Below are 12628 nucleotides of genomic sequence, written 5' to 3' on the forward strand. Positions count from 1 at the left end.
GAACCGCGACATGGTGCTCGAGCTCTTCTGGGCCCACACCTGGCTCAGCCTGGTGCCGATCGTCATCGGCTTCGTCCTGGCCGTGCCCATCGGCTGGTACGCCAGCCGGCACCCGAGGCTGCGCGGCACGCTGCTCGGGGCGGGCAGCGTGCTCTACACGATCCCGTCGCTGGCCCTGTTCGTCACGCTGCCGGGCATCATCGGCACCGGCTTCCTCGACCCGCTCAACGTGGTCGTCGCGCTCAGCCTCTACGCCGTGGCCATCATGGTCCGCACGGCCGCCGACGCCTTCGAGTCGGTGTCCCCGGCGGTGCTCGACTCCGCCACCGCCACCGGGTACTCGTCGCGACAGCGGGGCTTCGGGGTGGAGCTGCCGCTCGCCGGTCCGGTGCTGCTGGCCGGGCTGCGGGTCGTGAGCGTCTCCACGATCAGCCTGGTGAGCGTCGGCGCGCTCATCGGTGTCTCCAACCTCGGGTCGCTGTTCACCAACGGCTACCGGCGTGACTTCCTGACCGAGATCATGGTCGGCCTGGTCGGCATCGTGGTGCTGGCCCTGGTCATCGACGCCCTCCTGGTGCTGGCCGGACGCACGCTCATGCCGTGGGCGCAGACGAGCGGAGCGAAGCGATGAGCGTGGTCTCCGACGCCGCAGCCTGGCTCACCGACGGCGCGAACTGGTCCGGCGAGCGCGGCATCCCGAACCGGGTGGTCGAGCACCTCGGGTACACGAGCCTCACGATCGCGGTGGCCGCGGCGATCGCGGTCCCGCTGGGTCTCTACATCGGCCACACGGGCCGCTTCCGCGGGCTCGCGATCAGCGTCACCGGCGCCCTGCGCGCTCTGCCGACGCTCGGCGTGCTGACCGTCTTCACCCTGCTGCTCGGCATCGGCCTCGGCGCACCGATCCTGGCCCTCGTGGTCCTCGCCGTGCCGCCGTTGCTGGCCGGCGCCTACTCCGGCGTCGAGTCCGTCGATCCCCAGACGGTCGACGCCGCACGCGCCCAAGGCATGACGGAGTGGCAGATCCTCACCAAGGTCGAGGTCCCTCTGGGCCTGCCACTCGTCGTCGGCGGCTTCCGGGCCGCCACGCTGCAGGTGGTGGCCACGGCGACGGTCGCCGCCTACGTCTCGCTCGGCGGGCTCGGCCGCTTCATCTTCGACGGCCAGGCCGTCCGCGACTACCCCCAGATGGTGGGCGGGTCCGTGGTGGTCGTCGTCCTGGCGCTCCTGCTCGACGGCCTGTTCGCCGTCGCGCAGGGTGCTGCCGCCCGCAGCGCCCGCCCGACGCGGGGCGCCGGCTCCTCGCGCGACGACACCATCGAGACAGCCACCACCCAGACCTCCACCACCCAGACCTCCACCACCCAGACTTCCACCACCTGAGCACGACCACCCCCAAGGAGAGACATGTCCGTGCACAAGATCGGGATCGGCGCCGCCCTCGCGGCCGCCGCCCTCACCCTCACCGCCTGCGGCGGTGACCCCACGGAGGCCGGCGCGTCCGACTCCGACACGATCGTCGTCGGCTCGGCCGACTTCACCGAGGCCGAGATCGTCGCCGAGATCTACGCCCAGGCCCTCGAGGCCAAGGACGTCAAGGTCGAGAAGAAGCTGCGCATCGGTGCGCGCGAGGCCTACATCCCCGCGCTCGAGGGCGGCGAGATCGACCTCATCCCCGAGTACACCGGCAACCTGCTGCTCTACTTCGACAAGAACGCCACGGCCACCGAGCCCGGTGCGGTCGAGGACGCGCTCGACGACGCGCTGCCGGACGAGCTCGAGACGCTCGAGCCCGCCCCGGCCGAGGACAAGGACTCCTACAACGTCACCCGGGAGCTCTCCGAGTCCGAGGGCATCACCTCGATCGGCGACCTCGCCAAGCTCGGCACGGTCAAGGTCGGCGCGAACCCCGAGTTCGAGACCCGGCCCTACGGCGTCCCCGGCCTGAAGAAGGTCTACGGCGCCAAGGACGTGGAGTTCACGCCCATCAGCGACGCCGGTGGACCGGCCACGATCAAGGCGCTCAAGGACGGTGACGTCGACGTCGCGAACATCTACTCGACGACGCCCTCGATCAAGGCCAACGACCTCGTGACCCTCGAGGACCCGGAGAACCTGATCGCGGCGCAGAACATCATCCCGCTGATCAACGACGCGAAGTCCAGCGACGTGGTCGAGGACGCTCTCGACGCGGTCTCGGCCGAGCTGACGACGGAGGACCTCATCGAGCTCAACGGCCGTGTCGACGGCGACGAGAAGGCCTCGGCCGCCACCGTTGCCAAGGAGTGGCTGGAGGAGAAGGGCCTCATCTGATCGATCGGACCCGCGTCACGGCCCGGCACCCGCGTGGGTGCCGGGCCGTGGTGCGTCCGGCCCCGGTTCGGTGCGCCCCGGATTCGCCAGGGAGTGTGGCACCCTGTGACCCGTGCCACACGCTCATGTCAACGGGATCTCGTTCCACTACACCGACTCCGGCGAGCCGTCGCCCGGTGCGCCGACGCTGGTGATGGGCCACGGCCTGCTGTTCAGCGGGTGGATGTTCCACCCGCAGGTGGCGGCGCTGAAGGATCGGTATCGCTGCATCACGGTGGACTGGCGCGGCCAGGGGGACACCCCGGCCGCAGCGGACCGCGCTGCCGACATGGACTCGCTCACGGGGGACCTGGTGGCGCTGCTGGACCACCTGGGCCTCGACGCGGTGCACTACGCCGGTCTGTCGATGGGCGGGTTCGTGGGCATGAGGCTCGCGGCCCGACACGCGGAACGGGTGCTCTCGCTCGTGCTGCTCGACACCAGCGCCGGCCCCGAGGACCCCGAGAAGGTCGCGCAGTACCGCACGCTGGCGCGGGTCTACCGCTGGCTCGGCATGGGGCCGGTGCGCTCGAAGGTCGAGCCGATCATGTTCGGCCCGGACCTGCTCGGCTCGTCGCGGCGCGACGAGGTCGTCGGCCCGTGGATGGCGAAGCTGGCCACGGTCGACCGCCGAGGCATGCGCGCGGCGATCCTCGGGGTGACCGATCGCGACCCGATCGCTCCGGAGCTGGACCGGATCGAGGCACCGACCCTGGTGATCGTGGGGGAGGACGACGTGGCCACGCCGGTGGCCAAGGCCGAGGCGATCGTGGCCGGCATCGCCGGTGCTCGCCTCGAGGTCGTGCCGAAGGCGGGGCACTCGAGCACCATCGAGCAGCCCGAGGCCGTGACCCGTCTGGTGGAGGACTTCCTCGCCCGTTTCTGAACGACTGCTCGTGTGGCTGCGGTGCCTCCGGGGCCGAGGTAGGTGGTGCGCGGACACGGCGCCGCCATCCGCGGCTCTCCCACCTCTGGGTGGTCCGGCAGTGCGGGCCACCTACCGCCCGGGGGAAGGGAAAGGGGCGGCCTCAGCCGACGACGGTCCAGGGCTGCCGCGGGAGTGATGCGGGGTCGAAGGATGCGAGCAGGTCGGACGGGGTGTCACCGCTCAGGCCGAGCGACGCCGTGATCATGGCCCAGGCCTGGTCGCGGCCGAGCTCGCGGAGCGTGACCGCCCCGTCGCGCTTGGCCAGGCGGACGCCCTGGGTGTTCACGGCGAGCGGCACGTGCGCGTACGTCGGCTGGGCGTGGCCGAGCAGCGTGGCGAGGTAGGCCTGTCGCGGCGCCGACGTCAGCAGGTCGTCGCCGCGCACCACCTGGTCCACGTCCTGCGCCGCGTCGTCGACCACGACGGCCAGGTTGTAGGCCGGCACGCCGTCGTTGCGACGCAGGACGAAGTCGTCCACGGCTCCCTCGACGTCGCCGTGGAGCTCGTCGTGCACGGTCCACGTGGGCGTCGCGGACCGCAGCCTCAGGGCCGCCGGCCGCTCGGCGGCGCGCGCGGTGCGTTCGTCGGCGGTCAGGTCGCGGCAGGTCCCCGGGTAGGCACCGGGCGGCAGGTGGGGTGCGCTCGCCGCCTCCTGCACCTCACGACGGGTGCAGAAGCACGGATAGGTCAGGCCCGCCGACTCGAGGGTGGCGATGGCGGCGTCGACGACGTCGCGACGTTCGCTCTGGCGCACGGCGGGTCCGTCCCAGTCGATGCCGAGGGCGCGCAGGTCGGCCAGCTGCTGCTCCTCGGAGCCGGCGCGGACGCGGTCGAGGTCCTCGACGCGCATCAGGAAGCTGCGTCCCGTCGAGCGGGCGAACAGCCAGGCGAGGAGCGCGGTGCGGAGGTTACCGACGTGCAGGTCGCCGGACGGCGAGGGAGCGAAGCGTCCGGCGGGCATCGTCCGAGTATGTCGGACGGGTCTCGAGGTGGCGCACGATCATGGTCACGAGCTGGTGGGCCCCGAGCAGGAAGACGGCGCCGATGGCGAGAGTGAGGACGAGACTGACGAAGGTGAGGAGGACGGCGACCATGGGGTCATCGTAGGTCGAGAACTACACGCGTCCAACTCGAGTTTTCGCAGGTCAGGGCATATTCCTGGAAAAGAGCCCAGAAGTGACCAAGATCACATTGAGACGGCTCGGGCGAGGGGAGATCTGGTACCCCCTACGGGATTCGAACCCGCGCTACCGCCTTGAAAGGGCGGCGTCCTGGGCCGCTAGACGAAGGGGGCGCGGCCGCCCCAGCATACGGGGCCACGGAGGCCGACGGGACGCGCCCGTCACCCCGCGTGCTCCGCCCCGACGGCCGTGGAGCGCTCGGGCAGGATGGACCCGTGGTGGAGATGAGCGAGGACCGGTTCGCCGAGCTGGTCGAGGCCGCGTTCGCGCAAGTGCCCCCCGAGCTGACGGCGATGCTCGACAACGTGGTGCTGTTCGTCGAGGACGACGCCCCGCCCGAGGACCCCGACCTGCTGGGGCTCTACGACGGCGTGGCGCTCACCGAGCGCGACACCGCCTACGGGGGAGTCCTGCCCGACCGCATCACGATCTACCGCAACCCCACCCTCGCGATCTGCGACACCGAGGACGACGTGGTGCACGAGGTCGGCATCACCGTGGTGCACGAGATCGCGCACCACTTCGGCATCGACGACGCACGGCTGCACGAGCTCGGCTATGCCTAGTCGGGTCCGCCGCGCGGGCGAGCGCTACGTCACCGAGGGCGAGGGCGTGCGCACGCTCCACTCGTTCTCCTACGGCGCGCACTACGACCCCGACAACGTGGCGTTCGGTCCTCTCGTGGCGATCAACGAGGAGCTCGTCGCGCCGGGTCGCGGGTACGACGCCCACCGCCACGCCGACGTCGAGATCGTCACCTGGGTGCTCGAGGGGGCACTCGCGCACCGCGACACCACCGGCCACGCGGGCACGATCGCGCCGGGCGTGGCGCAGCGGTTGAGCGCCGGTGAGGGGGCCGAGCACGCCGAGCTGAACGCCTCCCCGACCGAGCCGCTGCGGTTCGTGCAGATGATGCTGCGCTCCCGTCACGACGCCGCGCCGCAGTACGCCTCCGCGAAGGTGCCGGAGAAGCCCGGGCTCCATCCGACCGTGCCCGTCCATGCCGACGCCGAGCTCCTGGTGGCGCGTCCTCGGGGCGACAGGCCGCTGGAGGTCACCGGTGCCGCGAAGGTCCTCGTCCACGTCACGCGCGGCGAGGTGGTGGCCGACGGCGTCCGCCTCGGGCCGGGCGACGAGCTCCGCGCGACCGACGTCGAACGCGTCCTCGTCGCCGGTGACGGCGAGGCACTGGTCTGGCGACTGCCCGACGCGCGCTGAGGAGCCGGACGAGGCGTCACCCCTGGGTCGTTGACGTCTGCAACCATCCCGGGTGGAGGTCCGCCCTCCCGCCGCCCTAGTCTGGGCGGGTGAAGGGTTGGAGCGAGCACCAGCGGGCGGTCGACAGGCTGCTCGGTTCCTACGCGGCGATCCCGGCCGGCGCTCCGGTCCGCCTCGCCAAGCGCACGTCCAACCTGTTCCGCCCACGTGCCGACCCAGGGGTCCCCGGCCTCGACGTCGACGGCCTCGACGGGGTCGTCGCCCTCGACGTCGGCGAGCGCACCGCCGACGTCCAGGGCATGTGCACCTACGAGGACCTGGTCGACGCCACCCTCCCGCACGGTCTGATCCCCTACGTGGTCCCGCAGCTGCGCACCATCACGCTCGGCGGCGCCGTCACGGGGCTCGGCATCGAGTCGACGTCGTTCCGCAACGGCCTCCCGCACGAGTCGGTCCTGGAGATGGACGTGCTCACCGGCGCGGGGGAGATCGTCACCTGCAAGCCCGGCGACGCGCTGTTCGACGCCTTCCCCAACTCCTACGGCAGCCTCGGCTACGCCACGCGACTGCGCATCCGCCTCGAGGCCGTGCCGCCCTACGTCGCGCTGCGCCACGTCCGCCTCGACGACGCCGCCGACGCCGCGACGATGCTGGGCGAGGTCGCCGAGTCCGGCACCTGGCACGGCGAACCGGTCCACGGGCTCGACGCCACCGCCTTCGCGCCCGACGAGGTGTACGTGACGCTGGCCCGGTTCACCGACGAGCCCGGTCCGACGTCGGACTACACCGGCCAGGACGTGTTCTACCGCTCGCTCCAGCGCCGCGAGACCGACCGCCTCACGATGCACGACTACCTGTGGCGCTGGGACACCGACTGGTTCTGGTGCTCGGCCGCCTTCGGTGCCCAGAACCCGTGGGTGCGTCGCGTCTGGCCCCGACGCTGGCGACGCTCCGACGTCTACCACCGGATCATCGCGCTCGACGCGAAGGTCGGCGTCAGCCGGCTGCTCGACCGCGTGAAGAAGGTTCCCGGCCGCGAGAAGGTCATCCAGGACGTGGAGGTCCCGGTGGCCGCGGTCCCGGAGTTCCTCTCCTGGTTCGACGCCGAGGTCGGCATGCGGCCGGTGTGGCTGTGCCCGCTGCGCACCACCCGTTCCTGGCCCGGCTACCCGCTGCGTCCGGGCGAGACCTACGTGAACCTGGGCTTCTGGGGCACCGTCGTCGTGCCGGTCGGCTCTCCCGACGGCCTGGTGAACCGGCGCATCGAGGAGCACGTGCACACCCTCGGCGGCCACAAGTCGCTGTACTCCGAGGCCTTCTACGACGAGGCCACCTTCGCCGACCTGTACGGCACCGCGGCGCTCGACGCCGTGCGCGCCGAGCACGACCCCGAGGGGCGACTCAGCTCCTTGTACGAGAAAGCCGTGAGGAACTCATGAGCATCATCACGCGGGACACCGACACCCTCACCATCGCCGGCGCCGTCGAGCGCCTCATGCGCGATGGCATGCCCTTCCGCTTCGAGGCCTACGACGGCAGCAGCGCCGGGCCCGAGGACGCCGACATCACCGTCCGCCTGCGCACCGAGCGCGGACTGGCCTACCTGATGACCGCCCCCGGGGACCTCGGCTTCGGCCGCGCCTTCGTGGCCGGCGACCTCGAGATCGAGGGCGTGTCGCTGGCCAACCCCTACGACCTGATGACCCTGGTGCAGAGCCGCCTGCGGCTCAAGGTGCCCGGCCCGGCCGAGCTGCTGCAGATCGTCCGCAGCCTCGGTCTGTCGAACCTCAAGCCGCCGCCGCCTCCCCCGGAGGAGCACCTGCCGCGCTGGCGCCGTGTGGTGGAGGGGATGCGGCACAGCAAGGCGCGCGACGCCGAGGCGATCCACCACCACTACGACGTGTCCAACCGGTTCTACGAGCTGGTGCTCGGCCCGTCGATGACCTACACCTGCGCCGTCTTCCCCACCGAGGACGCCACGCTGGAGCAGGCTCAGTACGAGAAGTACGACCTGGTGTGCCGCAAGCTCGGGCTCGGTCCGGGCGACCGGCTCCTCGACGTCGGCTGCGGCTGGGGCGGCATGGTGCGCCACGCCGCCGAGCACTACGGCGTGCAGGCCCTCGGCGTCACGCTCAGCGAGCAGCAGGCGCAGTGGGCGCAGCAGGCGATCAAGGACCAGGGTCTGGACCACCTGGCCGAGGTGCGGTTCAGCGACTACCGCGACGTGGGCGAGAGCGACTTCGACGCCGTCTCGTCCATCGGCCTGATGGAGCACATCGGCGTGCGCAACTACCCCGACTACTTCGCCTTCCTCCAGGGGAAGCTGCGGGTCGGGGGTCGCATGCTCAACCACTGCATCACCCGGCGCGACGGGTCGCTGTCGCCGAAGGCGGGCGCGTTCATCGACCGCTACGTCTTCCCCGACGGCGAGCTGGCCCCGGTCGGCACGATCGTGTCGGCCATGCACGACCACGGGCTCGAGGTGCGCCACGTCGAGGACATCCGCGAGCACTACGCCCTCACCTTGCAGGGCTGGTCGCAGAACCTCGAGGAGCACTGGGACGAGGCTCTCGGCGAGGTCAGCCTCGGCATCGCCAAGGTGTGGGGGCTCTACATGGCCGGCTCGCGCCTCGCCTTCGAGCGCAACGAGATCGGCCTGCACCAGGTGCTGGGCGTGAAGGTCGGGCCCGACGGCGACGCCCACATGCCGCTGCGGCCCACCTGGGGCAGCTGACCCCCGGACCGGGCGACGGCCCTACGAGCCCGCAGGGCCGAAGAAGCCGTCGACGACCCGCGCGGCGGCGTGACCGTCGTCGAGCGGTGCGAAGCGCTCCATGAACGCCGCGCGCTGGGGGGCGTACGTCTCGCGCAGGGCGTCGAGGTCGGCGAGCGCGTCGGCGACCTCCTCGCTGGTGCGCACGAGCGGGCCCGGCGCGACGTCCTCGAAGTCGAGGTAGAAGCCGCGCAGCGACCCGCGGTAGTGGTCGAGGTCGTAGGTGAAGAAGACCATCGGCCGGTCGAGGGCGGCGTAGTCGAACATGATCGAGGAGTAGTCGGTCATGAGCACGTCGGCCACGAGCAGCAGGTCCTGGGCGTCGGGGAACAGCGTGACGTCGCGGACGAAGTCCATCTGCTCGGCCCGCACCTCGGGCCGGCCCTTGACGATGGAGTGGAAGCGCAGCAGCACCATGTACTCGTCGCCGAGCCTGCGCTGCAGCAGGTCGAGGTCGAGCCGCAGGTCGGCCAGGAAGCTGTTGCCGCGCTTCACGTCGTCGCGGAAGGTCGGCGCGTAGAGCACGACCTTGCGGTCCTCGGGGATGCGCAGACGCTGCCGCACGAGCCGGGCCCGGGCTGCGGCGTCGGCCGAGTGGAAGAGGTCGTTGCGGGGGTACCCGGACTCGAGCACCTCGCCGGTGTAGCGGAACGCCGAGCGGAAGCACTCGGTGGCGTAGGGGCTGGGCGAGACGAGTGCGTCCCAGTAGCCGGTCATCCGGGTGACCTTCTCGAGGTACTCGGGGTCGCGCTCGCCGATGCCGTCGATGTCGTGCTGCATGCGCTTCAGCGGCGTCCCGTGCCACGTCTGCAGGTAGCGGGTGCGTGAGGACGGCCGCAGGTAGTGCGGGAAGTTCTGGTTGTTGACCCAGTAGCGGGCCCGGCCCAGACGCCAGAAGTACCGGGGCCAGAGCCGACGCACCTTCTCGACGTCGTCACCCGGGATACGGGTGGAGGTGTCGTTGACCCAGGTCAGGTGCAACGGCGTGCCACGGCGCAGGAGCTCCTCGTGGATGGCACGTGGGCTGTCGCCGTACTGCTTGCCCAGGCCGCTCTCGAGCACCACGACGTCCTGCCGAGGGAGCAGCCGTGCGATGCGGAACAGCATCCGCATGGCCGGTCCGTAGGCCTTGCTGCGCCGGAACGTCTCGAACAGGCGCATCGACCAGACGCTCGCGCGCACGCGGCGGACGGCCACCAGGGGCGACGACCGCCGCATCGCGAGGTCGTGGATGCGGCGCGAGGACTCCAGGTCGCGGTGGTCCAGGAAGCGACGCGCCCGCGCCCGTGACTCCTCGTCGGCGACGAAGCCCCCGGCAGCCGACTCGGTCACGAGGCGCACGGCGGTCTCGACGTCGAAGGCGATGCGGCCGGGCAGCTGGGCATCGAGGTCGAGGTGGGAGCCGCCGCCGGCCAGGTAGAGACGTCGGTCGAACTGCAGGTAGAACACCGGACGCTCGAGCATGCTGAAGTCGAACCCGACGCTCGAGTAGTCGGTGAGGAGCGCCGCGCTGGACTTCATGAGGTCCTGGACGTTCGTCGCGCCCGACGGCAGCACCGTGACCCAGGGTCGGTCGAACAGGGCCGAGTGGGCGCGCATGTTGGGGTGCAGGATGAACCGGACCTCGACGCCGTCGTCGGCCATGGCGCGCACGCGGGGGTGGTCGAGCACGGCCGACCAGGCCTGCGCGTACTCGCTGTCCGGCACGTCGTTGGGGTTCAGCAGCCAGTCGCGCCAGGTCGGGATGACCAGGAGTGCGCGGTCGGGCTCGACGCTGCCGTCGAGCAGCCGGTCGAACCGCGCCAGACCGGTCACGTGCACCTGAGCGGCCTCGTAGCCGAAGTCGTTGCGCAGGATCTCGGCCTCGAAGGTCGAGCTGACGATGACGTCGTCGGTGCGGAAGCCGGGAGCGCGGCGCCCGTACAGGTGCGCCATGTTCTTGGTGCCCATCACGCCGTGCTGCAGGAAGACGCGACGACCGCGCACCCAGCGCCGGTACCCGGGGGAGCGGGAGGCGAGGAGGTAGTCGGCGTGGTGGGTGGAGAGGATCCGCGACGCGACCAGGTTGAGACGCAGGTGCTGACGCGAGCCGCGCATGACCACCTGGCCGAGGTCCTGCAGCTCCGCGAGGTTGGACAGGCCGGGGTCGGCCACGTAGTACACGCGGCGCCTCGGCCGGTTGAGCCGCACCCAGCGGAAGAAGTGGTAGCCGTTGTCCTGGGCCTTGAACGGCTGCTCGCCGACGAGCCAGACGCGCAGGAACGGCCGCAGCAGGCTGAGCAGCGGCGCGACGACGGCGAGGCGCCGGCGGTACCGCAGGAGCTCGCGCGTCGTCGTCTCGATGTTGAACGCGACGCGGTGCGCCTTCGACGTGCGGTAGGGGATGAACGTCGTGGCGTGCTCGGGTCCGCGGGCGAACATCTCGCGCAGGCCGCGACGGCCCACCAGCGACGGCATGACGATGCCGCGACGCAGCGGTGTAGCGCCGTCGGCGAACTCCATCTCGTAGACGAAGTCGAGCACGGTTCCGTCGAGGCGTCCGTCGGGTGCGATCTGCTGGAACGGCACCTCGAAGTCGACGCCGTAGTGCCGGTTGCCGGCCCTACGCCGCGTGGACTCCTCGTCGTACGTGGCGGTGATCGGCAGCTCGTGCTCCTCGCCGGTGTCACGCACCACGGCCAGCAGGCGGATTCGGCCGAGGAGGTTGTTGCCCGTGGTGAACCGCGCGGACACGTGCAGGTTGCCGCGACGTGTGGTCATGCGGTCGGTGGCGGTGCGCACGTCCTGCCGCCGCGGTGGGCCCACGTGGACCGCGGCGTTCCCGGCTCGCGACATCGTGAAGGTCAGGCCGCGGTGGGGCACGACCTCGGTCCCGTCGCCGGGGACGACCACGTGCTGGCCGAAGGCCGCGTCGCGGTCGGTGTGGGCGAACCCGCCGAGCCGGACCTCGTCCGCGGACTCGCCGACGAGGAGCCAGAGGTCGAGGAAGCGCTCGAAGTCACCGCTCCAGGCCCAGAGGTCGTCGAGGTCCAACGTCGCGGTGCCGTCGGTCACGGGGACGCGTCGTTCACGCAGGGTGTCGCGCTGGCGCACCACGAGGGTGTGGGCGGGCCGTGCGAGCGAGATCTCGAGAGTCAGCAGGGCGCCGTCGCGGCGGACGACGAGACGCGAGTCGGGTCCGAGCGGCGGGGCGTCGGTGGTCTCACGAGGTGGCACGACTGACCTCCCTGGGCGCTCGGGACGGGGGCGGGGCGGTCGGAGCGTCTCCGCACGGAGGGGCGAGGAGCCGGTCCGGTGCCGTCACGCTGGGCGACTGCGTCACGATAACGACCTCAGCCGAGGTCGACGACCACGGGGGCGTGGTCGCTGGCGCCCTTGCCCTTGCGCTCCTCGCGGTCGATGAAGGCACCCTCGACGCGCGCGGCCAGCGCGGGGGAGCCGAGCACGAAGTCGATGCGCATGCCGCGCTTCTTCGGGAACGCGAGCTGCTGGTAGTCCCAGTACGTGTAGGTGCCGGGGCCGGGGGCGTGCGGGCGGACGACGTCGCTGAAGCCGGTGTCGACGAAGCTCGCGAACGCGGCACGCTCGGGTGCCGACACGTGGGTCTTGCCGTCGAAGGCCGCCATGTCCCAGACGTCGTCGTCCTGGGGGGCGATGTTCCAGTCGCCGGTGAGCGCGATCTGCGCGTCGGGGTCGGCGGCCAGCCAGCCTGCGGCGTCGGCGCGAAGGCGGTCGAGCCACTCGAGCTTGTAGGTGAAGTGCTCGTGCTCGAGGTCGCGGCCGTTGGGGACGTAGAGGCTCCACATCCGCACACCGCCGCACGTGGCGCCCACGGCGCGCGGCTCGACCACCGCGGGGTCGCCGAACGTCGGCTGGTCGGCGAAGGAGGTGGCCACGTCCTCGAGGCCCACCCGCGACAGCAGCGCCACGCCGTTCCACTGGTTGAGGCCCACGTGCACGTACTCGTAGCCCATCGAGCTGAGCTCGAGCGCGGGGAACTGGTCCTCGCGGCACTTGGTCTCCTGGATGGCCAGCACGTCGACGTCGTGCCGTTCCAGGAAGGCCGTCACGCGGTCGACGCGGCTGCGGATCGAGTTGACGTTCCAGGTGGCGATGCGCACGTCCCCGAACCTACCAACGTCGCTCCAGTCCCTCCGTTTCGGACACCTCCGGGGC

The 12628-nt window shown here is 71.2% G+C and carries 11 protein-coding genes and 1 tRNA gene; 8 read left to right on the forward strand and 4 right to left on the reverse strand.

Annotated features, from left to right (window positions below; genetic code table 11):
• Positions 1-10: 10 nt before the first annotated feature.
• The 4 genes from ASF35_RS05175 to ASF35_RS05190 all read left to right on the forward strand — a co-directional run bounded on the left by ASF35_RS05175 (position 11) and on the right by ASF35_RS05190 (position 3238).
• Entirely contained in the window at positions 11-631 is a 621-nt protein-coding gene (locus ASF35_RS05175) for an ABC transporter permease (protein WP_055966194.1), read from the forward strand.
• Entirely contained in the window at positions 628-1383 is a 756-nt protein-coding gene (locus ASF35_RS05180) for an ABC transporter permease (RefSeq protein ID WP_082482029.1), read from the forward strand. Before ASF35_RS05175 ends, ASF35_RS05180 begins: the two co-directional genes overlap by 4 nt.
• A 24-nt stretch (positions 1384-1407) precedes the next feature.
• Positions 1408-2313: an ABC transporter substrate-binding protein gene (locus ASF35_RS05185; protein ID WP_055963801.1), complete on the forward strand. Its 906-nt coding sequence runs from the start codon at positions 1408-1410 to the stop codon at positions 2311-2313.
• A gap of 112 nt (positions 2314-2425) precedes the next feature.
• Positions 2426-3238, forward strand: coding sequence for an alpha/beta fold hydrolase (locus ASF35_RS05190; protein ID WP_055963804.1), 813 nt, complete (start codon positions 2426-2428; stop codon positions 3236-3238).
• A gap of 142 nt (positions 3239-3380) precedes the next feature.
• Here ASF35_RS05190 and gluQRS read toward each other — a convergent pair whose 3' ends face one another.
• On the reverse strand, positions 3381-4241 hold the full coding sequence (gluQRS, locus tag ASF35_RS05195) for a tRNA glutamyl-Q(34) synthetase GluQRS (RefSeq protein WP_055963807.1): 861 nt from the start codon (positions 4239-4241) through the stop codon (positions 3381-3383).
• A gap of 257 nt (positions 4242-4498) precedes the next feature.
• Positions 4499-4574 (reverse strand) — tRNA-Glu (locus ASF35_RS05205).
• Positions 4575-4685: 111 nt separating this feature from the next.
• On the opposite strand from ASF35_RS05205, the gene ASF35_RS05210 reads away from it, so the two are divergent.
• The 4 genes from ASF35_RS05210 (at position 4686) to ASF35_RS05225 (ending at position 8413) form a co-directional block, all read left to right on the forward strand.
• Complete coding sequence (locus ASF35_RS05210) at positions 4686-5027, forward strand: metallopeptidase family protein (RefSeq protein WP_082480410.1); 342 nt, start codon at positions 4686-4688, stop codon at positions 5025-5027.
• Positions 5020-5679, forward strand: a complete 660-nt coding sequence (locus ASF35_RS18310; RefSeq protein ID WP_055963816.1) for a pirin family protein — start codon at positions 5020-5022, stop codon at positions 5677-5679. Before ASF35_RS05210 ends, ASF35_RS18310 begins: the two co-directional genes overlap by 8 nt.
• Positions 5680-5768: 89 nt before the next feature.
• Positions 5769-7118 carry an FAD-binding oxidoreductase gene (locus ASF35_RS05220; RefSeq protein ID WP_055963819.1) on the forward strand — a complete coding sequence of 450 codons (1350 nt, stop codon included), beginning with the start codon at positions 5769-5771 and terminating at the stop codon, positions 7116-7118.
• Positions 7115-8413 (forward strand): class I SAM-dependent methyltransferase, encoded by a 1299-nt coding sequence (locus ASF35_RS05225; RefSeq protein WP_055963823.1) that lies wholly within the window; start codon positions 7115-7117, stop codon positions 8411-8413. The genes ASF35_RS05220 and ASF35_RS05225 overlap by 4 nt, the downstream gene beginning before the upstream one ends.
• Positions 8414-8434: 21 nt before the next feature.
• Here ASF35_RS05225 and ASF35_RS05230 read toward each other — a convergent pair whose 3' ends face one another.
• Positions 8435-11668 carry a CDP-glycerol glycerophosphotransferase family protein gene (locus tag ASF35_RS05230; RefSeq protein WP_055963825.1) on the reverse strand — a complete coding sequence of 1078 codons (3234 nt, stop codon included), beginning with the start codon at positions 11666-11668 and terminating at the stop codon, positions 8435-8437.
• Positions 11669-11784: 116 nt separating this feature from the next.
• Positions 11785-12573 (reverse strand): exodeoxyribonuclease III, encoded by a 789-nt coding sequence (locus tag ASF35_RS05235; RefSeq protein ID WP_055963828.1) that lies wholly within the window; start codon positions 12571-12573, stop codon positions 11785-11787.
• Positions 12574-12628 lie beyond the last annotated feature (55 nt).

Origin of the sequence: Aeromicrobium sp. Leaf291 (assembly GCF_001423365.1) — a bacterium.
Taxonomy (GTDB): Bacteria; Actinomycetota; Actinomycetes; order Propionibacteriales; family Nocardioidaceae; genus Aeromicrobium.

What these genes read in the sequence shown, in the direction of transcription:
- ASF35_RS05185 (WP_055963801.1), top strand. Translation starts at nt 1,408, where the DNA reads ATGTCCGTGCACAAGATCGGGATCGGCGCCGCCCTCGCGGCCGCCGCC.
- gluQRS (WP_055963807.1), bottom strand. Translation starts at nt 4,241, where the DNA reads ATGCCCGCCGGACGCTTCGCTCCCTCGCCGTCCGGCGACCTGCACGTC.
- ASF35_RS05175 (WP_055966194.1), top strand. Translation starts at nt 11, where the DNA reads ATGGTGCTCGAGCTCTTCTGGGCCCACACCTGGCTCAGCCTGGTGCCG.
- ASF35_RS18310 (WP_055963816.1), top strand. Translation starts at nt 5,020, where the DNA reads ATGCCTAGTCGGGTCCGCCGCGCGGGCGAGCGCTACGTCACCGAGGGC.
- ASF35_RS05225 (WP_055963823.1), top strand. Translation starts at nt 7,115, where the DNA reads ATGAGCATCATCACGCGGGACACCGACACCCTCACCATCGCCGGCGCC.
- ASF35_RS05210 (WP_082480410.1), top strand. Translation starts at nt 4,686, where the DNA reads ATGAGCGAGGACCGGTTCGCCGAGCTGGTCGAGGCCGCGTTCGCGCAA.
- ASF35_RS05180 (WP_082482029.1), top strand. Translation starts at nt 628, where the DNA reads ATGAGCGTGGTCTCCGACGCCGCAGCCTGGCTCACCGACGGCGCGAAC.